Source organism: Paenibacillus assamensis DSM 18201 (assembly GCF_000422445.1).
GTDB classification, from domain to species: domain Bacteria; phylum Bacillota; class Bacilli; order Paenibacillales; family Paenibacillaceae; genus Paenibacillus_B; species Paenibacillus_B assamensis.
The window spans coordinates 263,536-289,512 of the sequence record NZ_AULU01000003.1 but is presented as its reverse complement, the minus strand read 5'-3'; the positions used below and the strand labels follow the sequence as shown (position 1 = coordinate 289,512).

Here is a 25,977-nt window from a genome sequence, read left to right as displayed (position 1 = left end):
CTTTTACATTCGCTGCTGATTATAATATGCCATAGTGAGAAGGGGGCAGTTTTATCATGAAGATTGAAGTGAAATTGGATGAACGATGTGAAGAAACATCAGTACTGATAAGGTGCAGTGAAGTGACCGATGAAATTCAACGTGTAGTGCGGCTTTTGCAGCATAGCAGTATCGAGTGGGTGGAGGCAAAGCGAAATCAAAGCAGTCATATTATCCATATCAAACATATTTTATATTTTTATGCAGAAGGTCAGAAAGTGTTTGCACAGACGATTGAAGATGCTTATGAAGTGAAAGATAGGCTTCATGTGTGGGAAGAGATGCTACAGGCCCGTTCTTTTATTAGAATTTCAAAATCAGTTGTTGCAAACTTGGAGCATATGAAGCGGTTTGAAATGATGTTTAACGGCAACCTAGTCGTATTTTTCAGTGGGGATAAAAAGGAATACATATCCAGGTCTTACGTGCAAACGGTTAAACAAAGATTGGTCGGTTATCGAAAGGGAGGACAGTAAATGATGACTAGAATTATCTTTCAACGTGTAGTGTTTGGTGCAGTATTTGGATTAGCAGCTGCTATGATTCATACATTCATAAGTATCCAAACGATGGAGGGGCAACTAGTTAGCTATGATTGGCTCAATAGATGTATGCGCGGATATGTTATATTAGGTGTGGTTTTCGGTCCGGCTTCGCTTTGCTTCCGTATTGATAAATGGTCGTTGCTAAGACAGACGATCACGCATTTCGTAATTATTTTTCCCAGCTACATAGCTGTCAATGTGATGAATGGATGGTCGAAGCTCACAGGAGAAGCTTTTCTAAGCATGCTGTTTATTTTTATTGCAAGTTATCTTGTCATATGGCTAGGAATTAATTTCTATTGGAGAATGAAAATTAAACAGATGAATAACATTCTTCAGCGTTAAGGCATATCTTCATGGAAAATAAGCCTTCATAATCACAATAGTGCTGCAACGAATTAACGGATGCCGCCGGTGTGAATCATGAAGGCTCTATTTATATCGTGTTATGCGTTGAGGGGTCTACGCTTCGCTTCTATTCAATACGAATTTCTCAATGGCATGACGTACGCCTTCTTCATTGTTGGACAGTGTAATATAGTCTGCAATTTCCTTCAAGGAAGAAACAGCGTTGCCCATCGCAACACCGAGTCCTGCGGTCTCAATAAGATCATGGTCATTCCAGGAATCGCCGATTCCGATTGTTTCTTCTAATGTGCAGCCGAAATGCTCCGCCAAGAAGCGAAGAGCATGGCCTTTTGTACCTTCACGGTGAGTAATCTCCAAGAAATGCGGCTTAGACTTTGTAATATGAACATCTGGCCCAAGCAAGCCGCGAAGTTGTGCTGCCACTTCATCTAGCAGAGCCGGCTCGTCGATAATGAGCATTTTCGTTGAACGGCAGCGTGACAGCACCCCTCTAAAGTCTGGCTCGATCGTATAAGGAATGTTAGACAACTCGCAATAAGCGATTAGCTTCTCATTTTTTTCTTGCGCGTACACTTGGTCATCCACATAAAGCTGCAAATGAAGCCCCTTCTCCTCACAATATTCAAAGAGCTTCATGGCTGCATCTTCAGGCACCGCGCACTCGTAAAGTACCTCGCCGCTAATGACATTTTTAATAAGTGAGCCTTGATACGTAATAAGCGGCACATTCAATCCTGTTTGCAGCGCGATATTGCGCGCAGAAGCGTACATTCTCCCCGTTGCGAGTGTAACAGCTGTTCCTTGCCCAATCGCTTGGATAAGCGCTTGTTTCGTACCTTCCGTAACGACTTTATCATCAGTAATCAATGTATCATCAACGTCGATAGCAATTAATTTGTACATAGTAGGTTTCTCCCTCTACTTTTGATTTCTCTATTTTATATAGGTTATTTATTTCAATCACATGGAAGCTTCTTTTTCTATTGTATCTCGGTGCCGGTTCCATTTCCATTCTGCCACAATCATGCTGAAAAATATAAAAATGCACCCCCATACTGCCAATGTGCCCAACTTCTCACCTGCGAAAACGATGCCAGTAATGGCAGCGAATACAGGTTCTGTTGCAAATATAAGTGCAACACGGGCAGCTGAAATATGCTTCTGACACCAAGTTTGTGCCCAGAAAGCGAATGCAGTCGACAATCCTATCGATACAACTAAGGCGAATAATACTTGGGGATCTAATATAGCCTCCATAAGCTCAGCTGGTGATTGCAGCGGTTCTAATAGAAGTGAGCTTATCATTGAAAGCACACCGACTGTCGTTAATTGAATCGTAACTAAGGCAATAGTGTCATGCAAGGATGCGTAAATCCCCGTGAAAGCAATATGAAGCGCGAAGCAGACTGCACAAAGCAGTACGAGCATATCGCCATAGTTCCATTGAAACGCTTGACCGTTAAACGTTAATAGATAGAGTCCAACAAGTGCTAGTACAGCAGCGATCCAAGTAGGTAAAGCCAGCTTTTGCTGTGTGAGAATGACGCTAAAAAAAGGCACCAGTACAACCGATATTCCTGTAATAAATCCAGTATTGGTCGTTGTCGTATGAAGCAAGCCTACAGTCTGTAAGGCATATGCTGCAAATAAACAGACACCTAATATCATTCCGTGCAAGGCTAGCTTTGGTGAAAGTCTATCTTTCAGCTTGACTCGTGAAAACAGCAGGACAACTAGAAATAATAGGGCTGATCCGATAAAACGAACTGCATTAAAAGCTAACGGGGGCAGCGTCTGTACAGCTGCCTGTACGACGATGAAGCTCGCTCCCCAGACAAAGGCGACGAACAACAAAGTCACGTAAACAATCCAATCGCGTTTCATATGGCGTTATAATCTCCTCCGACACTCATAAGCTGTTAGGTTATTCAAACATTTATCTGTACACACGAGAGAAGTAGGCCATGTATGAACGCGGAAAGATAAAGGTCCATTTCTATTATAGCGATGTGGATAGTGATCGAATAGATAAATCCTTCAAGTAAATAGAATACGGAATAACCCAGAAGCTGTCAGGAAGGGTAGGTACCTTCTATCTGACCCAACCTCTGGGTTACGTACTCCTGATTGCAAATGCCTCTATGGATTAGTCATTTAGCATGAGTAAATGAATAAATTCATCACGCTCAACGCGACCAAGGTAGTAAGGAATGTCCATATCAGCCAGTGCCTCACGAACAGCTTGCTCTTCGTAACGAACGCCTGCAAGACGTTCTTCAATATCTTTTACTTCACCAAGTCCGAAGAAATCTCCGAAAATCGTTAGCGACTCGATGAGTCCGTCTTTAATATCCAGGCGAACGTCAACGATACCGCCAGTAAATTTCTTGGCATTTTGTACATTGAATTTTGGAGAGTAGCCATAGTTCCAATCCCAGTTCTGGTACCGCTCTTCCGAAATTTTATGGATGGTTGCCCAGTCTTCTTCCGTCAGTTTGTACTGAGGAACTTGGTCAGGCTCGATCCCGAAAATATGGCGCAGCAAGGAATCGCGGAACTCCTCCATGGATAGCTTGTCCGACATAAATTCCGTGATGTTCGCTACACGAGAACGAACGGACTTTGTGCTCTTGGATTCGACTTTTATTGCTTTTACCTTAAGCGCGGATGAAACATGCTCCATTTGCGAATCGAATAAAAGTGTCCCATGACTGAACATGCGGCCACGAGTTGAGAATTGAGCATTTCCGGAAATTTTACGCTCGCCAACTTGAATATCATTACGACCTGTGAGGTCAGCTTCTACGCCCATCGAACGAAGTGTATCGATAACAGGCTGCGTAAACTTACGGAAGTTGTGGAAGGATTCGCCGTCATCCTTTGTTAAAAAGCTGAAGTTTAAATTGCCAAGGTCATGATAGACAGCGCCACCACCGGATAAGCGGCGAACGACATGAATACCTTGCTCTTTGACATAATCCGTGTTAATTTCCTCGATCGTATTTTGATTGCGCCCGATAATAATCGAGGGCTCATTTATATAGAAGAGAAGATAGCTGTCTCCATCCATCGGAAGGTGCTTAAGCACGAACTCTTCAATTGCTAAATTAATACGGGGATCAGTAATCCCTTGATTATCAATAAATTTCAAGATGGGTGCCTCCTTTGCATATATATTCTATTGTAATCCATATATGAAAAAACATAAACATAGTTTGATATTGATAATCGTTATCAATATAATGGAGTAAAAGGAGAATATAAGGAGGCTTAATCGTAATGTCTATTAAAGAAACGATTCGTGGTCGTCGCTCTACTTATGATTTTAAAAATACTCCGGTTACGAAAGAACAGGTTCTCGGTTGGTTGGATGATGCTGTTTATGCTCCTAATCATGGTCTGCGCCAGCCTTGGAGGTTTATCTTTGTTGGTGAGCAGGGGAAACAGGAATACTCAAATAAGCTAGTGGAATCTGTCATCAAGTTAGGTAAGTTCAAAGAAGGCGATGAAGCACAAAAGCAAAAATATCGTGACTATGTGAATCATATTCCTGCATTTCTTGTCGTCGTCATGCCTGAAGATCCTCGTCCGAACATCCGGGAAGAAGATGTGATGGCAGTTAGTGCCCTTGTACAAAATCTTCAACTGCTCGCATGGGAAGAAGGGGTAGGCATGCTGTGGCATACAGGCGCCTATATCAATCTGCCATTTTACCGGGATGCGTTAGGTATTAAGCCAGGAGAGAAGATTATCGGGAATCTCTTTATTGGTTATCCAGATGAGGTGCGTCCTGTACGCCCACGTAAGGAAGCGGCAGAATTGGTGACTGAATTTTAATTGGATCATACATGTGAAAGTCCCTGTACCATAGGTGGTGAACAGGGACTTTTTTTATATGTTTGGTCACTTCAGCAGTTGAAGCACCTCAGGTTAGAAATGGATTAGAATCATCGGGTGAAGCTGGGGTCCCCACGCTTTCTACGCTCAAGTGTCGTGCGCGATGATACATCCATAACTCGGCGGTGTACCTTATTATCCATGCTGCAAGCAATACGCTAACGAGTAAATGCGCACTAATCAGCGGCGAGAGCAGCAAGGAGCGTGTATCTGCGACATAAATGAGATAAGCGGCACAAGACGCAACAGCAACAATTAAAAATAAGAGCGCTATACGTCCTGAACGAAGGGATATAAAGCGAGCTTGCTCTTTGAGATCAGGCTCATCTTTGGAAACGAAGTGGATGAATAGGATTAGCATTTGGACAATAATCGTGAATCCGAATACGTTACGTGCTAACGACATCATTTCTGAACTATGCAGCGTTATATTTCCTTTAAGAGCAAGAAGATTCCAAGAATAATAGACGGTAACGAGAATGGCGGCGCTTAGTGAAGCCCAAGCTGTCTTGTACTGCACCGGCATAGGTGGCTCCTCCTTTAATGGGTAATAATAATTTATGAATAAGCAGATGAGTAAACAGATTACTAAACAGATAAATATGCAGAATGTAAAGAAAGTCTTATTATTATACAACATTTAACAGAGTTGTTATAGTGAGCGCTTTTATGAGATTAGTTTGAAAATATTTTTTTAGAGGCGCTTCCTTATCATACAAGTTCGGATTGCTGGATGAAATGAAAAAGTGACTGTGGCAGAGAAGTAGAAGTTGAAATGATGGTGGGCAATTAGCCGGGTGCGGCATTGTATTTTACTGCGTCTTAGATATATGATCGTTTTCTAGAGGGTATGCAGACGTAGAGAAGAAGTACAAATTTCTTTAATCATTATTCCATGTAAACGCCCCTTTCTTATTTTGACGATGTTCGTTGTACAAGGTTGCAGTGAGTTGGCCTCAGGCATACCTTTGGATGGGTGCATTCCTTTGGAGCAATAATTGTAGCGATTATATGAAGAGTCCAGCGAGGTTTTTGCTGTTTATTTATTATAAATTGGAAAAATGGCTGGCGATATGATCATTTTCCTTGTCATTACGAAAGCTACTTACTATAATCAAACATGTGTTCAAGTAGGATGGGAGTTGCATTGGTTTGAAATTTTCATCTACAATATAAGAGTCGAAACGATTGCGTTCGTGTATATATTGCATCTTGAGACGACAGAATGACTACATTGCATGGTAAATAAGGAGAGAAACCGGTTATGAAGCTTGGAAATTGGAAACGCATACTTAGTTTACTAACTATTGTGGCATTATCATTGACAGTTATGGCTTGCGGTGGCGCAAATACGGCGAAGCCAGCTGAGACTAAAGGTCAGGTTGAGACACCAACTCCGGAGTCGAAGCCTGCTGACCAAGAATTGAAGACAACCTATCCTCTGAAAATTAAAGATGCGACAGGGCAGGAATTCACATTTGAGAAGGCACCTGAACGAATTGTCTCTGTTTCTCCAGCAGATACGGAAATGCTATTTGCGATTGGTTTGGATAAAGAGATCGTAGGTGTATCTGATCACGATGATTATCCAGCAGCAGCTGCAACAAAGCCGAAAATGGGCGGGTTGGAGCCGAATGTAGAAGCTATTATTGCTGCGAAACCCGATGTTGTATTTACAGGTATCGCAATGAAGGATGAGGCTGTTAACAAGTTCCGTGATATGGGAATCCGTACATTTAAGTTGGATCCCAAATCATATGACGGTGTCATTAACAGTGTAGAGACTTATGGACTTATTACCGACCGCCAAACGGATGCGAAGGAAGTTACAGATCATATGAAGAAAGTCCGTGCGGATGTACAAGCTAGCGTGAAAGATGCGCCTAAGAAGAACGTATACATGGAATTCTCCCCAGGCTGGACAGTAGGCAGCGGCGAGTATATGCATGAATTGCTTGAAATCGCTGGAGGCGTTAATATTGCCGCTGATCAGACAGGTTGGTTCCAAATCAATGAAGAAACGATTATTAAGAAAAATCCAGACGTTATTTTATATGGAAAAGGCGTGAAAGATTACGATACAAATAAGCCACTTGAGACGATTATTCGTGAGCGTAAAGGTTGGAGCGAGATGAATGCGCTGAAAAACAAACAAGTGATCGGTATCGAAGATGACACGATTAGCCGTCCGGGTCCAAGATTGGCTGATGCGCTGCAATCGATTGCTAAAGCTATCCATCCGGATCAAGTAAAATAAGTTGGGATGACAGACGAATGACAACTTTTACTCAACAACAAGCATGGATTAAAAAGCACAGGGGTATTGGAGCAGGAGCAGCGGGTATTTCGCTGCTCCTCTTGTCCATTGTTATATGTTTAGCGGTTGGATCTGTGGATTTGCCGCTTGGAGACATCGTCCGTATATTATTGCACCATCTGCCGTGGGTAGGAGAATACATCCCTGTTACATGGGACCCTTCCTCGGCACAAATTATGATCCATGTTCGTTTGCCGCGAGTCATTATGGCGCTGCTAGTAGGTGGTGCGCTTGGTGTCTCGGGTGCTGCGTTTCAAGGTGTGCTGCGCAATCCATTAGCTGATCCATACACACTAGGCATATCTTCGGGTGCTTCCGTAGGAGCAGCACTGCTAATTTATTTTGGACTGCAATATGCTTTTCTCGGGCAATGGACAATTCCAGTCACAGCCTTTGTAACAGCTGTTATGGCTTTGTTTGTTGTATTAAGAATGGCTAGAGAGAATGGGAAGCTGCCGATCCAGACACTAATCTTATCTGGGGTCGTTATGCAATCCTTCCTTGGAGCGATCGTATCGTTCTTGGTTGCTATGTCTCAAGACGGAATTAATGAAATTTTGTTCTGGACGATGGGCAGCTTGGCAATGCGAGGTTGGTCGTATGCTGGAATATTGCTGCCGTATTTTGTCGGTGGGCTTATTGTACTTATTGCATACTCCCGTTCTCTAAATATGCTTGCATTGGGAGAGCGTCAAGCAGCGCATATGGGACTGCATGTCGAACGGACGAAATGGATTGTGCTACTGACAGCAACCTTTGTAGCAGCGGCAGCCGTTTCTGTTGCGGGTGTGATCGGGTTCGTAGGGCTAGTCGTGCCGCATCTGCTAAGATTGATCATCGGGGCCGACTATCGCTTCCTCATTCCGATGTCTGCATTGGGCGGTGCCTTATACGTACTGTGGGCAGATACGATTGCTCGTACGCTGCTGGCTCCGACAGAAATTCCATTGGGCGTCGTGACTTCATTCCTTGGCGCGCCATTTTTCGCCTTTTTACTTATTCGCAACAAGCGTAAGTCTCAGGAGGGATGACTATGAGAGAGCAAATAAGCATGAACCACTTCGCTCAATTGGCCGATGCTCGACCAGTTCCTCAAGGAGAGGTCATTTTATCCGCGCAGGCTATCACGCATGGTTATAGTAAGCTGCCTGTGTTACAGGATATTTCCCTGGAAATACGCAAAGGTGAATGGTTAGGGATTATTGGACCAAATGGTAGCGGGAAGTCAACATTGCTTTCTATATTATCCCGTGCTGAACAGCCGACATCTGGTGAAGTTCAATTATATGGTCGTCCGTTAGGCGCGTATAAGCGCAAGGAGCTATCTCGATTAATGGCAGTGTTGCAGCAAGAAACGATTCCACCACTGCACTATAGCGTTCGTGAAGTTGTCGAAATGGGGCGGTTTCCATATCAATCGTGGTGGGGAACCGAAAACGAAGATAGTGGACCATTTATCGATCATATTATGGAACGGCTGCAGTTGGAACAATTAGCAGATCGTCGAATTGATCGATTGAGTGGGGGGCAGCGTCAACGTGTCGCGCTAGCCAAGCTGATGGCACAATCACCTAGTATTATTTTGCTGGATGAACCGACGACTTATCTAGATATTCATTATCAAATGCAGTTTATGGACATTATTCGCGATTGGCAAAAAGATTGCGGTCTAACCGTTGTTTCTGTTCTGCATGATCTAAATTTGGCTGCGCTCTATTGCGATCGAATCGCCGTGCTAAATGAAGGAATCATACATGGGCAAGGGAGTGCGGCAGAGATGATTACGAGTGAATGCTTTGAGCAGGTATTTCATGTTCATGCTGAAATTGTCAGTCATCCGAAAGTGAATCGTCCGCAAGTGCTTCTTTGTCCAGAAGAGTTATATACGTCAGTAGAGTAGTTTCTAGTTATCAGTTAAAGCAATGGGATTGTGTGAAAGAATTTGATGAGGTGAAATGAATATGATGCAAACAAATTGGATTCCAGCTATTCCAAAATTAAATGAAGAAGTGCGCCAAGCTGCACTTGATCATCAGAATCAATTGACGAAGCCGCAAGGAAGTCTTGGGGTGTTAGAGCATTTATCGATGCAGCTTGCTGCAATCACGGGGCAACTGGTTCCTAATATCGATAAGCGTGCTGTCATTGTGATGGCGGGGGACCATGGAGTATGTGCTGAGGGAGTGAGTGCTTTCCCTGCTGAAGTAACCCCACAAATGGTGATGAATTTTGTCCATGGAGGCGCCGCAGTTAATGTGCTTGCAAGACAGGCAGGTGCGGATGTGTACTGTGTTGATATTGGTGTAAATGCTGATTTGGTACATCCCAAGCTACTGTCTCGCAAAGTGAAGCGCGGTACAGCGAATATGGCTAAGGGAGCAGCGATGAGCCACGAAGAAGCAAAAGCAGCAATTTGTGTGGGCATCGATGTTGCAGAGCAATTGATTGATGAAGGCTATCGATTGATCGCTACTGGGGAAATGGGAATTGGCAATACGACTGCAAGCTCAGCTATGCTGTGTGCATTTACAGGCTTGCAGCCTGAAGATACAGTCGGCAGAGGGACAGGTATTGGAGATGAGTTGTGGAAGCATAAATGTGATGTTGTGAGTCAAGCGTTACATGTAAATGCGCCAGACCCAAATGATGCTATGGATGTGCTCGCCAAAGTGGGCGGGCTTGAAATTGGTGGTTTGGTCGGTGTTATTATTGGTGCAGCAAAGCATCGTGTACCAGTAGTTATTGATGGATTCATCTCAAGTGTTGCTGCGCTTGCAGCTGTTCGTCTTGTTCCTGAAGTCCGTCCATATTTAATAAGTTCTCACTTGTCAGAGGAAAGAGGGCACCTAGCTGTTCTCCGTGAAATGGAACTACAGCCTGTGCTGCACTTGAATATGCGCCTAGGTGAAGGAACAGGAGCCGTGCTTGCCTTTCCGTTGATTGATTCTGCATGCTCGATTATGCGTGAAATGGCTACATTCGCTCAGGCTGGTGTATCGGGGAAAGAAGCATGAGCAGCCATCGCCTTATCCTCGTAACAGGCGGTGCTCGCAGCGGGAAGAGTACGTTCGCTGAGAAGTATATGATGAAGTTAGCTCCGGCAGGGAGTTGTTATTATGCTACTGCACAGCCTTTTGATCAGGAAATGAAAGAGCGTATAAATAGGCATAAACAGGATCGAGACTACAGCGGCTATGCTTGGAGCAGTAAAGAATGTTCCTTGGACTTACCAGAGCAGCTGCGGCAGGAAACATCCTGTTATGTGCTAGTTGATTGCCTCACAGTCTGGTTATCGAATGAGTTGTTGGCCGTTGAGCAGCGGAAAGATGCTGATCAATTGCTAGCAGATCGAATCACTCAATTAGAAGAGGCCGTAGGGCAATTTAGCAAACAAGGGACCGTTATTCTCGTTACGAATGAAGTAGGCAGTGGTGTTGTGCCAGCTTACGAGCTTGGACGAACATTTCGGGATCATGCGGGCAGGTTGAATCAGCGCATAGCATCGTTGGCTGACGAGGTGTATCTTGTAACAGCAGGGATACCGATAGAATTGAAGAGCAGGATGGTACAGCTATGAAAGCTCATTTCTATAGCGCCATCGCAGCGCTGCAATTTCTGACGCGGATCCCTATCCGCAAGCAAGTACCATTCACGCCTGAAGTGCTTAAGCTTAGCACCATCTGGTTTCCATTGGCAGGCGCCGCAATTGGACTGTGCATATGGCTGGCAGGAGCTCTTCTCCAGTTCGTATTACCAGCATATCCAGCCGCCGCGCTGCTCGTGTTTTTTGCGGTGGTGTTATCGGGTGGATTGCATATGGATGGTCTTATGGATACAGCAGATGGCATGTTAAGCAACCGGGATCGTGACAAAGTTATCGAAATCATGAAGGATAGTCGAGTAGGTGCAATGGGTGTGCTTGCTTGTGTTCTGATTTTGCTTATGCAGTGGTCATTTATCGGTGCACTATTCGAAATGGGTAGTTGGAGTCCGCTTGTTGCGCTGCCATTTATTATGAGCCGCTATGTCATGGTATGGGCGATTGTCGTATATCCGCATACCGAAGCAGAATCTGGCTTAGGTCGCTATTTTATGGGGACGAAACGTACGCATTTGCTCGTATCAGCAATCGTTATGCTAGTTTTATTTGGAGTATGTGTATTTATCACGGCTTCTCTTTCGTACGCGGGGCTGTATGAACCAACTACTATATTGGCGGTCATTACTATGCAGCATCTATGGATATGGGTGGGTGTTGGGTCACTAATACTCATTCTGGTTCTACTAGGTGTAACGCATTGGATTGCTTGTGTGGTTCAGCGCAGAATTGGCGGACTATCTGGTGATATATACGGTGCGATGGGTGAGTTGACCGTCTCGATCGGATTGCTGCTTCTTGTAATCGGCGTAAAATGGGCAGTCTATTTATATAATGGTTGATGAAACAAACATCAAACATCAAACTCAAACAGTGAAGATTCTTAAATAGACGAAGGTTATTTTTGATTGACTCTAGCGTTAAGCTCCTCGTTATTTACGGCTGTTCTGCGTTTCCTTATTTTACAAGGTTAGAAAGCACACAAACGGGGTAATGTAGCGAACAGTAGTGATCATTGACAGGAGAGAACAGATTTATGATTGAAATCCTTATTTCCATATTTGTCATCCAAATTGTATATGTCACGTTCTTCACACTGCGGATGATTTTGACATTGAAGAACCAACGATATTATGCAGCAGGCATAAGTTGTATTGAGATTACGATTTATGTATTGGGTCTTAATATGGTGCTGCAATATTTGGATCAGCCAATTAGTTTAATCGTCTATGCGGTTGGTTACGGTTTGGGTGTACTTGTTGGGACATGGATAGAAGAAAAAATAGCACTGGGTTATGTGACTTTACGCATCATCGTGAACGATCCAGAGACCCAATTAGCGAACAAACTTCGTGATTCCGGTTATGGCGTAACGACTTGGATCGGGCATGGTCGTGATGGGGACCGTATGATGTATGAAGTGCTGGCAAAGCGAAAAAATCAAAAGAAGCTGTACAAATCGATATTGGAAATTGAACCGAAGGCGTTTATTGTAACGTATGAACCGACACAGTTATACGGTGGCTTTTGGACGAAGAGCACGCGAAGATAAGCGATACACTCGATAAGCGGAGATACTCTTCGCTTATTGATTTGGCGGATGCGAAATAGGTTATTTGGGATTGATGAGGATGCCAGTGTTATTCCTGCAAATGTACATCTTTTTGAGGCTTGAGGCTGCAATTATAGATGAAAAGATGCAAATGTGTATCTTTATGCCTTCAAATGCGCTGAATCCTCACCATATTGGGCTAAAAGCCTGCACAAATGCAGGATTTGACCTTATTAGTGGCAATAACGAACTTAAAACCTGCACTTTTGCAGGAATATTTTTGTCACACATTCGATTTACCCTGTCCAACGTCATGCTTGTAAATTGCCAATCTCTTTGAGAAGCATTGAGAAGTTGGAGACCTAGCAAGTTCGCGTAGGAAGATGAGTTTAAAATGGGAGAGCTGCTCAACAAGCTGACCGTTACGATAAGTGACGGTCTTTTTGCTGTAACAGGGTGCAGGAGATTAAAGTTTAACAATGAAAGATTGAATACTAAAGATTAAGGAGAAATGAGTAAATACTAAAGATTATGAAACGGCTAACTCTCGGAAAAAAATCAGTTTTCAAATATTCATTCAAATAATTACTTGAATATTATAATAACAAACGGTATAATGTGGGTAACAAAAGGAAATGTTATGGAACGAAAGGGGAACTCACTATGGGCTTGCATCACGGACATAGCCATGCTCACGGACACGATCATGGGCATTCACATGGAAGGGGCGCGAATAAGAAAGCGCTGTTCTGGTCCTTAATTATTATATTCGTCTTCCTCATCGTGGAAGTGGTGGGGGGCGTTATTACAAATAGCCTTGCGCTATTATCGGATGCAGGGCATATGCTTAGCGATGCTTCATCATTGCTGCTCAGCTTGATTGCCATGATCTTTGCTGCAAAGAAGCCTTCGCCGAAGAAGACTTATGGATTTTACAGATTTGAAATATTAGCTGCATTTATAAATGGTATTACACTTGTTCTTATTTCTGGTGTCATCCTGTGGGAAGCTTATGAACGACTTGTTAATCCGCAGGAAGTAGCGAGTTTGTCGATGATGGGAATTGCATTTGCTGGTCTACTGGCTAACATTGCTGCTGCTTATGTACTGATGAGAGGCGATATAAAAAATAACTTGAATATGCGGAGTGCCTATTTGCATGTACTAGGCGATATGCTCGGTTCGATTGGAGCCATTGCAGCTGGATTCATTATGTGGAAGTTCGAATGGTATGTAGCAGACCCGATTATTAGTATTATCGTAGCCATTCTAATTATTATAAGTGCATGGCGTGTGACGAGGGATTCGGTTAATGTATTGATGGAAGGTGCTCCTTCTCGATTAGACACGGAGGAAGTAAGCCGTACACTGGCAAGTATTTCAGGTGTTATTCATGTTCATGATCTTCATATTTGGACGGTAACGTCAGGATTTGATGCATTGAGTTGCCATTTGAAGGTTAAAGACGGGACGGATAGTTATTTTGTTCTGAATGAGGCTCTGATGCTCCTCAAGAAAAAGTATGAGATCGATCATGCTACCGTGCAAGTAGAAGACTCTTCGATCCAACATGGGGATCTAATATGTGAGGTTGGGCCGCAGGCGGCAGAGCAGCATGATCATAATCATGAAGGTGATAGTGGACATGTACATGACCATAAACATGACCATGAACACGACCATGAACATAGCCATAAACACGACTACGAGCATGATCACGGCCACGATCATAGTGGTCAAGGACATAAACACTAACACGACTAGCGTTCAAAGCTATAATCATAAAATATGCTCCCGATTAAATGAAGACTTTGTATTTCATGAGCAAACAAAAACATATAGCGTGAAAAATAGCGGTACAGGGTTAGCATTCTTCTCCCTGTACCGCTATTTTTATGTTTATGCATGTTTGCCTTATGAATAAAGTTGGCAGGCTAGCAGCTCTGATGATCTTGCTACGCTTGAACTTGAGGGAACCGTCTCCCTTATTCAAGCTCATATTGGCGGAGCTTGTAATACAAAGCGCCGCGCGATATGCCCAGCATCCGGGCAGCGCGTGCCTTGTTGCCCTGCGCGCGCTTCAGCGCATCGCCAATGCGGCTGCGCTCCATCTCCTCGGAATGAGCGCTCAATGGCAGCTCATCCTCGGTCAGCTCAGCGAGCGTCGTCAGCCGTGCGTAGTCCGGCAGCTCCTTCGCTGAAATAGCACTCGCGCCCGCATCATGGGCAGCGAGCGCGGCATGCTCCATCGCACTGCGCAGCTGCGGCAAGTTGTTCGGCCAATCGTAGGCCGCAACTTGTGCCATGGCGTCGTGCTGGAGCACAGGCTGCGGGAAGCCGTACTTATCCGCGGCTTCCGCAATGTACAAATTGCACAGCTGCGGCAGCTCTTCTACACGTTCGCGCACAGCAGGCACATGGTGCTGCACGAACGTGTAGTACAACGCGGACAGCCAAGTTACCGGCAGCTCGGCATCTTCCTCACGCTGCGCTGCACCCGTATACGTTGCGATGATGCGGCAGCGGCAAGTGAGCTGCGCACTGCCTTTCATGCGGCTATAGCTGCCGCTGGTCAGCATATCGTGCAGCTTCTCCTGTACGGGTAGGGGGAGCTGATCGACATCTTTTAGGAACAGAATGCCGTTCTCCGCTTGATCTAGCTTCCCAGGCCGCTCGCTATCACTTTCGCCTTGATAGCCGAACAACTCGGCTTCAAGCATGCCCTCTGGGATGTTCGCACAGCTCATGGTGACGAAAAGACCTTCCAGCTCTAATTGATCATATATCCACTCTGCACAGCTGCGTCTTCCTGATCCGACTTCACCTGTAAGTAGAAGAGGACGTTTACGCTCCACGACGAGCCTTGCTCGATGCAACTGTTCAGGCTTAAATGGCGCAACTACGGATACAAATTTCTCGGCGTCTGACTTTCGGTACATCTCCGCACTTAATTTGACGTAAGAGGTCATATTGCTCTCGATTGCGATTGCGCCGAGTAGTTGACCCTTAGCGTCGAATATGGGGCTCGTATTGATCATGACGTGTACGCCTGGGCGTGGTTCATGATAAAGCTGACGAATCGGCGTTCCGCTCTCCATTACTTGAAACAGCATAATCGATTCCCGCTGGAAAAATTCTGCGATTCGCTTTCCAACAATCGTTACACGAGAAATGCCGTACATGATCTCTGCTTGGTGGTTCCAGTAAAGGACAATTCCATCCTTATCCACGACAGTGACTGCATCATTTACTGTGTCGAGCAGTCCATTAAGCAACGCGTGCTGTTCTAACACTGTCCATGATTGGACAGGTTCCTGTTGATTTATTTCTAGCTTCATATCACATATGTCCTCTCCCACAAAAGCTGTTGTCCATATTATGTCAAACGTAGTATTGGTTTGCAATGGTCTTTCCACTTTCAATAGATTGTGAAATGAATTACTTCCTGTATATGTATTTACAAAATAAACCACTTGTGATTATAATTAATCAATAGCTGAAAAAGTGTTCAAAAATTAAACACTATTGAATGGGCTAGGAGGCGTTTTAGTCGATGGAAAGTCTATTGCGGAACACCTTTTTGTTTTTATCTAAAAATAGAGCTGCAAACCGTACAGCCAAAAAGTATGGGCTCCGCTTTGGAGCAAAGCGATTCGTCGCTGGCGTGCAAATTTCGGAAGCGGTTACAGCCATTCGAGAGTTGAATGCGAAGGGTATCGTCGCAACACTCGATCATCTTGGAGAATTCATCACGACAGCAGAGGAAGCGCGCGAAGCAACTGATTATTGCATCCGTACACTGCATGAGATTGCAAGTAGTGGCGCGAACTCTCATTTGTCTTTGAAAATGACGCAGCTAGGCCTTGATATATCTGTAGAGCTGTGCATGAAGCATATGCGCATGATCTTGGATGTAGCGAAGCAGTACAACAACTTTGTGCGTATTGATATGGAAGATTACGCGCGTAACCGTGTAAGCATCGAAATATTTGAACAGTTACGGAAGGAATACGGAGAGACGATTGGTCTTGTTATTCAAGCCTATCTCTATAAGAGTGCAGATGATATTTCTGCACTTGCGGTGTACCGTCCGAACTTGCGTCTTGTGAAAGGTGCGTATAAGGAATCGCATGAGGTTGCTTTCCCACGCAAAGAAGATGTGGATCGAAACTTTCAGCGAATCATTGAACAGCATTTGCTTGACGGTAATTATGCAGCCATTGCCACACATGATGAAGCCATCATTGAGCATGTGAAGCAGTTCGTGAAGGAAAAGGGCATTCCGAAGAGTCAATTCGAGTTTCAGATGTTGTATGGCATTCGGGTGCAAGCGCAGCAGCAATTAGCTGATGAAGGCTATACAATGCGTGTATATGTGCCATATGGGGATGACTGGTATGGCTACTTTATGCGCCGCTTGGCTGAACGTCCCGCTAATGTGTTATTCGTACTGAAGTCCTTATTCAAATCATAATGGATTCATAGGAGGAATTTATCGATGACAATAGCAGCATTTCGCAACGAACCGTTCACAGCATTTACAGTAGAGGCTAACCGACAAGCGATGGAGCAGGCATTGAAGCAAGTGGCAAGTGAACTTGGACGCTCGTATCCACTGATTATAAATGGAGAGAAAATCGTAACGGAGAAGCAGGCGGTTTCGATCAATCCGGGCAATAAAGATGAGGTGATCGGGCATCTTTCTCAAGCGAATGCAGAGCTGGCACAGCGTGCGATCGCTATTGCAGATGCTGCGTTCCAATCTTGGCAGTATGTTGATCCAGAAGTGCGAGCAGGCTATCTTTTCAAGGCAGCGGCTGTTATGCGCAGGCGGAAGTTTGAATACTCCGCTTGGCTCGTCTATGAAGTCGGGAAGAATTGGGGAGAAGCGGATGCAGACGTTGCAGAAGCGATCGATTTCCTAGAGTTCTATGGCAGAGAAATGATCCGCTTAAGTGGACCGCAGCCTTTGACGGTACTGGAAGGCGAAGATAACCGCTTAACGTATATCCCACTAGGTGTAGGCGTCGTTATTCCTCCGTGGAACTTCCCATTGGCAATCATGGCTGGTATGACCGCTGCTGCTGTTGTTGCTGGCAATACGGTTGTGCTGAAGCCAGCATCTACTTCGCCTGTAATTGCAGCGAAGTTTGTTGAGCTGATGGAGGAAGTTGGGCTTCCTGCTGGTGTTATTAACTTTATTCCTGGTTCTGGTGCAGAAATTGGTGATCTGATTGTTGATCATCCGCGTACTCGCTTCGTATCCTTCACAGGATCGCGCGATGTAGGCTTGCGAATTAACGAACGTATCTCCCGTACTCAGCCTGGCCAAATTTGGATTAAACGACTAATCGCTGAAATGGGCGGCAAAGATGGTATTGTCGTCGATAATAGTGCACCGGTTGAAGAAGCGGCTACTGCCATTGTACAATCTGCATTTGGCTTCCAAGGTCAAAAATGTTCTGCAGGCTCGCGTGCGATTATCCATGCCGATGTGTACGATGCTGTTGTTGAACTCGTCATCGAAAAAACGAAAGCATTAGCAGTAGGGACAGCTGTGGAAAATGTTGCGATTGGCCCTGTTATTGATCAAAATGCATATAAAAAAATCCTTCAATATATCGAGATTGGCAAGGAAGAAAGTCGTTTAGTCGCAGGTGGCTCTATCGCAGAGGGTAACGGATATTATATTCAGCCTACCGTATTTGCTGATGTGGCTCCACGTGCACGTATTATGCAAGAAGAGATCTTTGGTCCTGTACTTGCATTGTGCAAAGCGGATAGCTTTGAAGAAGCAATTTCCATATTTAACGATACGGAATACGGTTTGACTGGTGCTGTGTTCAGTGGAAACCGTGAGCATTTGGAATATGCACGCGCGCGGATGCATTGCGGCAATTTGTACTTCAACCGTAAATGTACAGGAGCGTTGGTAGGTGTTCATCCGTTCGGGGGCTTCAACATGTCGGGCACAGATTCAAAAGCTGGTGGCAGAGACTACTTGCTGTTGTTCACGCAGGCGAAGCTGGTGTCTGAGAAATATTAATTAGTTTCAGATTCAGATAAATGCTATCCCAATACAGGGCGAAGCATTGAAGCAATGCAGTGTTGAAGTGTAAGCTGCATGAACACCGTTCAATGATGAATGATGAACGGTGATGCACATAAGATGCTCAGAGTAAAATTCAAACTGAGGATTGCATTTTATGGAGTGAAGTTACAATATCTTCTGCTATAATAGCAAATAGACGAAGAACGTCCCGATTGTATTCTCTAGTAGAATGCAGCGGGACGTTTTTTTGTTACCTGCTACATACTGCATTTCATAGATCGTTATATGGGAAAGGGGGATGAAAATGAACTTCGAGGAAGCGCATCACGAATTTATTCAGCAGCATATCAAGCGAAGAACTGGCGAGAGGAGAGGGAGGCTAGAACGTGGTCATCAGCATGCAGAAAAATTGTTTTGTCAACAAGTATGGTGGCCCTTGCAAGAGAAGTTTGATCATTTGCATCCTGAATACGAAGTGGTAGATTGGAGAGGCCAATCTTATTTTTGTGATTTTGCATGGTTGTCGCCGGCCGTGAAATTGATTATAGAAATTAAGGGATTTGGCCCGCATGTACGTGATATGGATCGACAAAAATATAGCTACGAGTTGAATCGAGAAACCTTTTTAGTGGCTATGGGCTATCAAGTTATTTCATTTTCCTATGACGATATTGCTCATCGACCTGAGCTTTGCAAAACGCTGCTGCGTATGGTGTTAAGTCGCTATCTCTCAGGGGTAGAGCCCATTCTGCTAAAGCAAGCAGTAGAGCTTGAGGTGATCCGACTCGCTTGCAGAATAGCCCGTCCGCTCAAACCTGTGGATGTAGCAAATCACCTAGAAGTCAGTCATCGTACTGCGGTGCGGTTGCTGCAATCGTTACAGGCAAAAGGCCTGTTCTGCGCAATAGTAGAGCCTGGTGGGAAGCGGATTGCTAGGTATGAAATACAGCAGCAGGCATTGAAACTGTTGTAAATGGTTTGGTTTGAAATGGTATCGCGAGGATATGAGATTTCGAGAGTGGACAGCAGGCAATAGAAAGTGGGCAGTAGAAATAGACTGCTGCGGACAAAAATGCAGTTATATAAAGGGAAAACGCATATTTTAGGGCCAAAATGGACAAAAGTGCAGTTAAATTGAACTCAAAACCTAATTTACTAGGTTTAAGGGAAAAATAGATGCATTTTTGCGCATTTGGTATGAAAAAAGGGAGATTTCAGAAAAAATACCTGCACTTTTGTCCATTTCCGAGTGTTCGAGGTGCAAAAGTGGTCTGTGGTTTATGCCGTTACTTGATTGGCGTGTTTTTCGACAAACACTCAATTTGTGATATTAAGTGCTCAAGTAGCTCTCAGCTGCCTCTTATCTGGCCGCATGCCTGCAGCAAAAGGCTTGTGAGTGCCCTGTATGGGCTAGTTTCACAAGCCTTTCACCTATACCTGCAATACAAATGACGGACAGAACGGCTGCTTACAACTGAGAGCAGAACTGATAACTAGATCTCTGATAGCTACAATTGACAGCAGAACTGACAACTAAATCTCTGATAGCTACAACTAATAGCAGAACTGACGACCAGGTCTTTGACAGCTACAACTAATAGCAGATCTGGCAACTAAATTTAAGGGTTGAATCGGTATCCTGCATGTAACAGCTACGGCCTATAGCATAGCTGATAACTACATCTCATATCTAAATCTGAAAGTTAAACCTAATAGCTACTAGGTATAGCTAATAGCTGGACCTGATAACTACATCTCATAACTACATCTCATCGTTATACCTGATGGCATGCTACATAGTGCCGCGGAAGTACTTCACGATATTCAGGTTCTTCGCTTGAACAGCGCTCCGTGGCGACCGGGCAGCGGGTGCGGAAATGGCAGCCTGAAGGTGGGGCGAGCGGGCTTGGAATCTCGCCTTTCAACACGATGCGTTCTTTCGCAGCCTCTACATCGGGATCAGGCACAGGAATGGCGGACATGAGTGCTTTTGTATACGGATGAAGCGGCTCAGAATATAAACAATTGCTGTCGGCAAGCTCCACTATTTTTCCTAAATACATGACGGCCACGCGGTCACTAATATGCTTTACCATCGATAGATCATGCGCAATAAATAAGTAAGTAAGGCCGAGTCGTTCTTGCAAATCTTTCAATAGATTGACGACCTGTGCCTGAATGGATACATCCAGCGCGGAAATAGGCTCGTCGCACACGATAAATTGCGGATCGACGGCTAGCGCACGTGCAATGCCAATACGCTGCCGCTGGCCACCTGAAAACTCATGCGGATAGCGGCAAGCGTGTTCAGGACATAATCCGACCTGATCCAGCAGCTGCTCAATACGGTACTTGCGCTGCGCCTTACTGCTTGCCAATTGATGAATATCCAACGCTTCACCAATAATTTCTGAAATGGTCATTCGCGGGTTAAGGGAAGCGTAGGGATCTTGAAAAATCATCTGCATCTGGCGCCGAGCAGCTTTCAGCTTTTTATGATTCAGATTATATATGTTAGTGCCATTGAAAGTAACGCTTCCAGCAGTGGGCTCGTACAGCCGCAGCAGTGTGCGACCAACCGTAGATTTTCCACAGCCCGATTCGCCAACTAAGCCTAATGTTTCTCCTTTCCAAATGGAAAATGTCACATCATTAACGGCTCGTAACACTCCTTTTCGCTTCACGTAAAAATATTTTTTCAGTCCGCTGACTTGCAGCAAAGGTGAGATGTCCGTCATCCGACAACCTCCTTCGCTAATGGGTGCAGCTTCCAGCATCGGGATACATGCGACTCACTAAGCATTGTCGGATGCGGATCAGCTTCTTTGCAAATATGCATAGCATGCTCACAGCGAGCAAAGAAACCACAACCAGCAGGTGGCTTTAGCAAATCAGGCGGCGTGCCATGAATGGCGACCAGTGGCTCATCCTTCGACTGATCGAGTCGTGGCAGGGAGCGCAGCAATCCTTTCGTATACGGGTGCTGAGGATTCTTAAATATTTCCCACTTCGTACCTGTCTCAACGATCTTTCCCGCGTACATCACGATGACCCGATCGCATAAGTCGGCGACAATACCGAGATCATGGGTAATAAGGATAATGGAAGTATTGAACTTCTGCTGCAAATCTTTCATAACACATAGAATTTGAGCTTGGATAGTAACATCGAGCGCAGTCGTTGGCTCGTCCGCAATGAGCAACGAAGGCTGGCAGGCAAGTGCAATCGCAATCATCGCCCGCTGTCGCATCCCGCCTGAGAATTCATGTGGGTACTGTGCATATCGGGAAGCCGCATTTGGGATGCCCACAAGTTGAAGCATCTCGATTGCCTGCTGCTTGGCTTGGCGCAATCCAACTTTCTGATGACGGCGGAGTACTTCTGCAATCTGTTTGCCTACCGTCATTGTCGGATTGAGCGATGTCATCGGGTCTTGAAAGATCATGCCTATTTCCTTGCCGCGAATCGCTTGCATTTCTTTTTCTTTCAATTCTAGCAAGTCACGACCTTTAAACATCAGCTTGCCTTGTTTGACGAAAGACGGTGGGGAAGGAAGCAGCCTCATAATGCTCTGCGCTGTTACGCTCTTTCCACATCCTGATTCACCTACGATGGCGACGGCTTCCCCAGCTTGAACCTGAAACGATACACCCCGCACTGCCTGTACTTCTCCATCCCTTACTTTGAAGGAGACTTGCAAATCTTGTACCTCTAGAAGAGGTTCCTTGAACTTTTCTAGTAGCGGTGAAGTTTGCTGCATATAGGGCTCACCTCCATCATTTTTTCAGTTTAGGATCAAGTGCATCACGCAAGCCGTCACCGAACATATTGAAGGCAAGCATCGTCAAGCTGATCATGATCGCAGGGAACAGCATGCGCCATGGGTAGAGCAGCATGACCTTCGTGCCATCGTTGATCATCGTTCCCCAAGAGGCAGCGGGCAACTGAACGCCCAAGCCGAGGAAACTGAGGACAGCTTCGCCGAAGATTGCAGCCGGAACTGCCATGGTGAGCATTACAATAATGGGACCAAGGGTGTTAGGCAGCAGGTGACGGAATAAAATGCGCATGCCTGATGCACCCAACGAGCGTGAAGCAAGTACATATTCTTGATTTTTAAGCTGAATGATTTGACCTCGAACAATCCAGGACATATTGATCCAGCCTGTAAGACAGAATGCAAATATAATCGTAAATAGGCTAGGCTCAAATACAACTACAAGTAGGATTGCCACTAATAGATCCGGTATCGAATAGATGATTTCTGATATTTTGTTCATGATATCGCCGATTCGTCCACCGACATAACCCATGATCCCGCCATAGAGGACGCCAATAATCAAGTTAATGAAGGCTGCTGCGAAGCCGACTATGAGTGAAATACGTGCTCCCATCCAAGTGCGTGCGAACATATCTCGTCCGAGATCATCGGTTCCAAACCAGTGCTTTTCAGATGGTGCGAGACTGGTGGACATCAGGTCATTTTTTGAAAAGTCATAAGGGGTTAGCCAGGGTCCAATAATTGCAAGTAAAATAAGTACAGTTAAAATACATAATCCAGTCATGGCTGTCCAATTTCGGCTTAAACGGTACCATACATCTTTCCAAGTGGATACACTTGCTCTTTCAATTACTTCAGCTTCATGTTGATCAACAACTGCCTTTTGAAAATGATCGGCTGTAACGATAAGATCTGCTGAACTAGCAGTTTGATGCTGAGGGGTCATGCGGAACCCTCCTTTCGCTTGCCAAGCTTAATTCGGGGATCAATGAATCCATAGGCGACATCTGTAAAGAATCGAGCGGTCATTAAAATAAGGCCGTAAAATATGGTGATGCCCATAATGAGCGAATAGTCGCGATTGCCAATGCTTTGAACGTAAATTTTGCCTAAGCCAGCGATTCCGAATATTTGTTCAATGATGAACGAGCCGGTTATAACGTTAGCGGTGAGCGGACCTAGAAAGGTGACGACAGGTAATATGCCGTTGCGCAGTACGTGGCGGCGCATGATCTGCCAACTGTTAAGTCCCTTCGCGCGTGCTGTCTTTATATAGTCAGAATGGAGCACTTCAAGCATGTTCGATCGTGTCAGTCTCGCAATATAAGCGATAGGCATTGCGGACAACGCCATTGTTGGCAGTACGTAATCTTTTGCTTGCACCAGCCCAACGACATTGAACATGGGGATACGAACGGCAAAGAGCCATTGTAATATGGCAGCCATAACGAAGCTAGGAACGGATACCCCAAGCACGGCAATGACCATAGCGGTTGAATCCATCAGTTTGCGGTGGCGAAATGCAGCCGTCATTCCTAAGGTAACGCCAATAATGACGGAGGTGAAAATGGCTGTAATGCCTAACTTGAGCGACAGTGGAAATGAATCGCGAATAAAGTCTACGACGGCGCGATTTGCAAGCTTCATGGAAATGCCTAAGTCACCTGTCAACAGGTTTCCTAAGTAGGTGACATACTGGACATACAAAGGCTTATCCAACCCGTATTGGGCTAATAGGCGAGCTTTTACATCAGGAGGAACGGCTTTCTCCGATACAAAAGGATCGCCAGGAATAGCTTTCATTAGGATAAATGTAATGGAAGCGAGAACAAACATCGCCAGGACAAAAAATACGAATTTGTTCAAAATATATCGAAACATCACATGAGATCACTCCTCCAGATGGCAGATAGATCGTGGTACGGCGCTTTGTTCTTGTGGGAAGTCGGGATACAAGTTGTTTCATACCTGTATCCCGACTTGTCATTGTATCAATGAAGCTAGTTACTCAACGTAGCCGCGATCGAAGCGGAAGTTGGCGAGCGGATCCACATATATGTTTTTGAAGTTAGGCTTAATGAGTGTAATGGAGGTGTAGTAGTATATCGGCAATAAAGCCATTTCTTCTTCGATGAGCACTTTTTCAGCACTTGCGAGCAAGTCTTGACGTTTTGCTAGATCCACTTCTTTCATGGCAGCTTTGATGAGGTCGTCATACTTTTTATTGTTAAAGCCAAGATCGTTATTGCCGCTTCCGGTCGTATACAGGTCGAGGAATGTCATTGGATCATTATAGTCTGGATTCCATCCAGCGCGAGCAACCTCATAGTCAAGTGCTGTGCGCTGATCGAGGAATACGGTCCATTCTACGTTTTGCAGCTTCACGTCGATATTTAAGTTTTGTTTCCACATATCAGCTACCGCCTGAGCGACTTTCTTATGAAGATCATTGGTGTTATATTTCATCGTAAATGCAGGCATTTTATCAAGACCAGATTCTTTGAGACCTTCTGCAAGCAGCTTCTGAGCTTCTGCTATATCTTCCTTGAAGTAGTTTCCATCCACTTGGCTGCGGAACTCTTCGTTCGCAATATTAATACCTGGAGGAACCATTGCGAAGGCTGGCTTCTGATCTCCAAGTGTAATTTTCTCGGTTAGCAGTTGACGATTGAGTGCCATCGACAAAGCTTTGCGAACCTTTTTATTATCGAATGGCTTTACTTTGTTGTTGAACAGGTAGTAGTAGGTTGAGGCTTGCGGCTTGATGACGAGCTCATCTTTTTTCGTTTGCTTCAAAATCGGAATCTGCTCACTTGGAATACCGCCATTGAATGGTGGCCCGATATAATCGAGCGCATTTGTCTCATACATATTCAAGACCGCATTCGTATCCTCAAGCATGACTGCAGTAACTTTAGTCAGTTTAATTTCATCACGCTTATGATAGTGCTCGTTCGGAACGAGTTCAATTTGAGAGGAATGAGCCCAAGATGAAATTTTAAATGGTCCATTTGAAATGATTGTGTTCGCCTCATTCGCCCATGCAGGGTTATCCTTAGCAGATTTGTGTACAGGGTAGTAAGTTGCGAATGCTGTTAAATCCAAGAAGTAAGGTGCTGGATTTTCAAGCTCAACTTCAAGCGTGTAGTCTCCGGTTGCTTTCACTCCGATTTGATTCGAATCTTTTATTTTCTTCGTAAAGTAAGCTTCTCCATTTTTAATATAGTAGAGTTGGTAATTATATGGTGAAGTTTGTGGGAGGTTGGGATTTAGTACTCTCTTCCATGCAAATTCAAAGTCATGTGCGGTAACAGGATCGCCATTGGACCATTTAGCATTTTGCCTAAGTGTGAACGTATATTTTTTTCCATCAGGTGAAATGTCCCATTTCTCTGCTACGCCAGGTATAACCTTGCTGTTTGCATCTGTGCTGGTTAGTCCTTCAAATGTGGCGTTTAGAATCGTCATTGATGTGACATCTTGAGCCAGGCTTGGGTCTAACGAAGGAGGTTCAGTAGCTAGGTTGAACCGGAATTCTTGTTTGGCGGTCGTTTCTTTGGATGGATCATTTTTTGATTCATTATTCGGTTTCTGCGTTTCTGTAGGCTTGTTAGCCTCTGGAGCAGTAGAGCTTGTGCAGGCACTCAAAATAGTGCTCAGCGAGAGCATGAGTACGAGTAGTACGAGCATTGGTCGTCTCTTCATTTTTATTCATCCCCTTCATCCATATAAATAGTGAACCAAGGTTCAAACTGTTGTTAGCAGTATCTGTAATCCAAATTGACGCTTGGTTAGTCCCTATCATATGTACAAACATTCATCTACAT

25 protein-coding genes are annotated in these 25,977 nt (G+C 44.7%); 15 read left to right on the top strand and 10 right to left on the bottom strand.

Annotation, left to right across the window (positions count from 1 at the left end; all coding sequences use genetic code 11):
• The first annotated feature begins 56 nt into the window (after window positions 1-56).
• Entirely contained in the window at window positions 57-515 is a 459-nt protein-coding gene (locus H580_RS0101070; protein WP_028593153.1) for a LytTR family DNA-binding domain-containing protein, read from the top strand.
• On the top strand, window positions 516-929 hold the full coding sequence (locus H580_RS0101065; protein ID WP_028593152.1) for a DUF3021 domain-containing protein: 414 nt from the start codon (window positions 516-518) through the stop codon (window positions 927-929).
• Between the two features lie 117 nt (window positions 930-1,046).
• On the opposite strand, the gene H580_RS0101060 is transcribed toward H580_RS0101065, so the two are convergent.
• From H580_RS0101060 to lplA, 3 genes are all read right to left on the bottom strand, one after another.
• Entirely contained in the window at window positions 1,047-1,856 is an 810-nt protein-coding gene (locus tag H580_RS0101060; RefSeq protein WP_028593151.1) for a Cof-type HAD-IIB family hydrolase, read from the bottom strand.
• Window positions 1,857-1,913: 57 nt separating this feature from the next.
• A complete protein-coding gene (locus tag H580_RS22890) occupies window positions 1,914-2,837 on the bottom strand; it encodes a DMT family transporter (RefSeq protein ID WP_036604265.1) in 924 nt (307 codons plus the stop codon).
• Window positions 2,838-3,099: 262 nt separating this feature from the next.
• Window positions 3,100-4,104, bottom strand: coding sequence for a lipoate--protein ligase (gene lplA / locus H580_RS0101050; RefSeq protein WP_028593150.1), 1,005 nt, complete (start codon window positions 4,102-4,104; stop codon window positions 3,100-3,102).
• Window positions 4,105-4,232: 128 nt separating this feature from the next.
• Here lplA and H580_RS0101045 point away from each other — a divergent pair, with 128 nt between their 5' ends.
• Complete coding sequence (locus tag H580_RS0101045; protein ID WP_028593149.1) at window positions 4,233-4,790, top strand: nitroreductase family protein; 558 nt, start codon at window positions 4,233-4,235, stop codon at window positions 4,788-4,790.
• Between the two features lie 88 nt (window positions 4,791-4,878).
• Here the strand turns inward: H580_RS0101045 and H580_RS22885 are convergent, their stop codons facing one another.
• Window positions 4,879-5,376 (bottom strand): hypothetical protein, encoded by a 498-nt coding sequence (locus tag H580_RS22885; RefSeq protein ID WP_051217130.1) that lies wholly within the window; start codon window positions 5,374-5,376, stop codon window positions 4,879-4,881.
• A 738-nt stretch (window positions 5,377-6,114) separates the two neighbouring features.
• Here H580_RS22885 and H580_RS0101030 point away from each other — a divergent pair.
• The 9 genes from H580_RS0101030 to H580_RS22875 all read left to right on the top strand — a co-directional run bounded on the left by H580_RS0101030 (window position 6,115) and on the right by H580_RS22875 (window position 14,072).
• Window positions 6,115-7,107 (top strand): ABC transporter substrate-binding protein, encoded by a 993-nt coding sequence (locus H580_RS0101030; RefSeq protein WP_028593148.1) that lies wholly within the window; start codon window positions 6,115-6,117, stop codon window positions 7,105-7,107.
• 17 nt (window positions 7,108-7,124) lie between these two features.
• The gene (locus H580_RS0101025; protein ID WP_084508801.1) at window positions 7,125-8,198 is read left to right on the top strand and encodes a FecCD family ABC transporter permease; all 1,074 of its coding nucleotides are present in this window, start codon (window positions 7,125-7,127) and stop codon (window positions 8,196-8,198) included.
• A gap of 2 nt (window positions 8,199-8,200) precedes the next feature.
• Window positions 8,201-9,067 carry an ABC transporter ATP-binding protein gene (locus tag H580_RS22880; protein ID WP_245583450.1) on the top strand — a complete coding sequence of 289 codons (867 nt, stop codon included), beginning with the start codon at window positions 8,201-8,203 and terminating at the stop codon, window positions 9,065-9,067.
• A 61-nt stretch (window positions 9,068-9,128) separates the two neighbouring features.
• Window positions 9,129-10,181, top strand: coding sequence for a nicotinate-nucleotide--dimethylbenzimidazole phosphoribosyltransferase (cobT, locus tag H580_RS0101015; RefSeq protein ID WP_425414096.1), 1,053 nt, complete (start codon window positions 9,129-9,131; stop codon window positions 10,179-10,181).
• Entirely contained in the window at window positions 10,178-10,744 is a 567-nt protein-coding gene (cobU, locus tag H580_RS0101010; RefSeq protein ID WP_036604262.1) for a bifunctional adenosylcobinamide kinase/adenosylcobinamide-phosphate guanylyltransferase, read from the top strand. The genes cobT and cobU overlap by 4 nt, the downstream gene beginning before the upstream one ends.
• Complete coding sequence (cobS, locus tag H580_RS0101005; protein ID WP_028593144.1) at window positions 10,741-11,607, top strand: adenosylcobinamide-GDP ribazoletransferase; 867 nt, start codon at window positions 10,741-10,743, stop codon at window positions 11,605-11,607. The genes cobU and cobS overlap by 4 nt, the downstream gene beginning before the upstream one ends.
• Before the next feature lie 194 nt (window positions 11,608-11,801).
• The gene (locus H580_RS0101000) at window positions 11,802-12,317 is read left to right on the top strand and encodes a DUF2179 domain-containing protein (protein ID WP_028593143.1); all 516 of its coding nucleotides are present in this window, start codon (window positions 11,802-11,804) and stop codon (window positions 12,315-12,317) included.
• Window positions 12,318-12,396: 79 nt separating this feature from the next.
• Window positions 12,397-12,657: a hypothetical protein gene (locus H580_RS0100995; protein ID WP_157282619.1), complete on the top strand. Its 261-nt coding sequence runs from the start codon at window positions 12,397-12,399 to the stop codon at window positions 12,655-12,657.
• Between the two features lie 323 nt (window positions 12,658-12,980).
• Window positions 12,981-14,072, top strand: a complete 1,092-nt coding sequence (locus H580_RS22875; RefSeq protein ID WP_051217129.1) for a cation diffusion facilitator family transporter — start codon at window positions 12,981-12,983, stop codon at window positions 14,070-14,072.
• Between the two features lie 230 nt (window positions 14,073-14,302).
• Here the strand turns inward: H580_RS22875 and H580_RS0100985 are convergent, their stop codons facing one another.
• Window positions 14,303-15,655, bottom strand: coding sequence for a sigma-54-dependent Fis family transcriptional regulator (locus H580_RS0100985; RefSeq protein WP_051217128.1), 1,353 nt, complete (start codon window positions 15,653-15,655; stop codon window positions 14,303-14,305).
• Window positions 15,656-15,870: 215 nt separating this feature from the next.
• On the opposite strand from H580_RS0100985, the gene H580_RS0100980 reads away from it, so the two are divergent.
• From H580_RS0100980 to H580_RS0100970, 3 genes are all read left to right on the top strand, one after another.
• Entirely contained in the window at window positions 15,871-16,791 is a 921-nt protein-coding gene (locus H580_RS0100980; RefSeq protein ID WP_028593140.1) for a proline dehydrogenase family protein, read from the top strand.
• Between the two features lie 24 nt (window positions 16,792-16,815).
• Window positions 16,816-18,363, top strand: coding sequence for an L-glutamate gamma-semialdehyde dehydrogenase (pruA, locus tag H580_RS0100975; protein ID WP_028593139.1), 1,548 nt, complete (start codon window positions 16,816-16,818; stop codon window positions 18,361-18,363).
• 310 nt (window positions 18,364-18,673) lie between these two features.
• Window positions 18,674-19,342: a DUF559 domain-containing protein gene (locus H580_RS0100970; RefSeq protein WP_028593138.1), complete on the top strand. Its 669-nt coding sequence runs from the start codon at window positions 18,674-18,676 to the stop codon at window positions 19,340-19,342.
• Window positions 19,343-20,144: 802 nt separating this feature from the next.
• Here the strand turns inward: H580_RS0100970 and H580_RS0100965 are convergent.
• The 5 genes from H580_RS0100965 to H580_RS0100945 all read right to left on the bottom strand — a co-directional run bounded on the left by H580_RS0100965 (window position 20,145) and on the right by H580_RS0100945 (window position 25,855).
• Entirely contained in the window at window positions 20,145-21,107 is a 963-nt protein-coding gene (locus H580_RS0100965) for an ABC transporter ATP-binding protein (protein WP_028593137.1), read from the bottom strand.
• Window positions 21,104-22,129, bottom strand: a complete 1,026-nt coding sequence (locus H580_RS0100960; RefSeq protein ID WP_051217127.1) for an ABC transporter ATP-binding protein — start codon at window positions 22,127-22,129, stop codon at window positions 21,104-21,106. The genes H580_RS0100965 and H580_RS0100960 overlap by 4 nt, the downstream gene beginning before the upstream one ends.
• Window positions 22,130-22,145: 16 nt before the next feature.
• Entirely contained in the window at window positions 22,146-23,096 is a 951-nt protein-coding gene (locus H580_RS0100955; protein WP_028593135.1) for an ABC transporter permease, read from the bottom strand.
• Window positions 23,093-24,031, bottom strand: coding sequence for an ABC transporter permease (locus H580_RS0100950; RefSeq protein ID WP_028593134.1), 939 nt, complete (start codon window positions 24,029-24,031; stop codon window positions 23,093-23,095). Before H580_RS0100950 ends, H580_RS0100955 begins: the two co-directional genes overlap by 4 nt.
• 123 nt (window positions 24,032-24,154) lie before the next feature.
• Window positions 24,155-25,855, bottom strand: coding sequence for a peptide ABC transporter substrate-binding protein (locus H580_RS0100945; protein ID WP_028593133.1), 1,701 nt, complete (start codon window positions 25,853-25,855; stop codon window positions 24,155-24,157).
• Window positions 25,856-25,977: the final 122 nt, after the last annotated feature.

Coding starts and splice junctions, on each gene's coding strand:
- H580_RS0101070 (WP_028593153.1), top strand. CDS start 57: ATGAAGATTGAAGTGAAATTGGATGAACGATGTGAAGAAACATCAGTA.
- H580_RS0101065 (WP_028593152.1), top strand. CDS start 516: ATGATGACTAGAATTATCTTTCAACGTGTAGTGTTTGGTGCAGTATTT.
- H580_RS0101060 (WP_028593151.1), bottom strand. CDS start 1,856: ATGTACAAATTAATTGCTATCGACGTTGATGATACATTGATTACTGAT.
- H580_RS22890 (WP_036604265.1), bottom strand. CDS start 2,837: ATGAAACGCGATTGGATTGTTTACGTGACTTTGTTGTTCGTCGCCTTT.
- H580_RS0101045 (WP_028593149.1), top strand. CDS start 4,233: ATGTCTATTAAAGAAACGATTCGTGGTCGTCGCTCTACTTATGATTTT.
- H580_RS22885 (WP_051217130.1), bottom strand. CDS start 5,376: ATGCCGGTGCAGTACAAGACAGCTTGGGCTTCACTAAGCGCCGCCATT.
- H580_RS0101030 (WP_028593148.1), top strand. CDS start 6,115: ATGAAGCTTGGAAATTGGAAACGCATACTTAGTTTACTAACTATTGTG.
- H580_RS0101025 (WP_084508801.1), top strand. CDS start 7,125: ATGACAACTTTTACTCAACAACAAGCATGGATTAAAAAGCACAGGGGT.
- H580_RS22880 (WP_245583450.1), top strand. CDS start 8,201: ATGAGAGAGCAAATAAGCATGAACCACTTCGCTCAATTGGCCGATGCT.
- cobT (WP_425414096.1), top strand. CDS start 9,129: ATGATGCAAACAAATTGGATTCCAGCTATTCCAAAATTAAATGAAGAA.
- cobU (WP_036604262.1), top strand. CDS start 10,178: ATGAGCAGCCATCGCCTTATCCTCGTAACAGGCGGTGCTCGCAGCGGG.
- cobS (WP_028593144.1), top strand. CDS start 10,741: ATGAAAGCTCATTTCTATAGCGCCATCGCAGCGCTGCAATTTCTGACG.
- H580_RS0101000 (WP_028593143.1), top strand. CDS start 11,802: ATGATTGAAATCCTTATTTCCATATTTGTCATCCAAATTGTATATGTC.
- H580_RS0100995 (WP_157282619.1), top strand. CDS start 12,397: ATGCCAGTGTTATTCCTGCAAATGTACATCTTTTTGAGGCTTGAGGCT.
- H580_RS22875 (WP_051217129.1), top strand. CDS start 12,981: ATGGGCTTGCATCACGGACATAGCCATGCTCACGGACACGATCATGGG.
- H580_RS0100985 (WP_051217128.1), bottom strand. CDS start 15,655: ATGAAGCTAGAAATAAATCAACAGGAACCTGTCCAATCATGGACAGTG.
- H580_RS0100980 (WP_028593140.1), top strand. CDS start 15,871: ATGGAAAGTCTATTGCGGAACACCTTTTTGTTTTTATCTAAAAATAGA.
- pruA (WP_028593139.1), top strand. CDS start 16,816: ATGACAATAGCAGCATTTCGCAACGAACCGTTCACAGCATTTACAGTA.
- H580_RS0100970 (WP_028593138.1), top strand. CDS start 18,674: ATGAACTTCGAGGAAGCGCATCACGAATTTATTCAGCAGCATATCAAG.
- H580_RS0100965 (WP_028593137.1), bottom strand. CDS start 21,107: ATGACGGACATCTCACCTTTGCTGCAAGTCAGCGGACTGAAAAAATAT.
- H580_RS0100960 (WP_051217127.1), bottom strand. CDS start 22,129: ATGCAGCAAACTTCACCGCTACTAGAAAAGTTCAAGGAACCTCTTCTA.
- H580_RS0100955 (WP_028593135.1), bottom strand. CDS start 23,096: ATGACCCCTCAGCATCAAACTGCTAGTTCAGCAGATCTTATCGTTACA.
- H580_RS0100950 (WP_028593134.1), bottom strand. CDS start 24,031: ATGTTTCGATATATTTTGAACAAATTCGTATTTTTTGTCCTGGCGATG.
- H580_RS0100945 (WP_028593133.1), bottom strand. CDS start 25,855: ATGAAGAGACGACCAATGCTCGTACTACTCGTACTCATGCTCTCGCTG.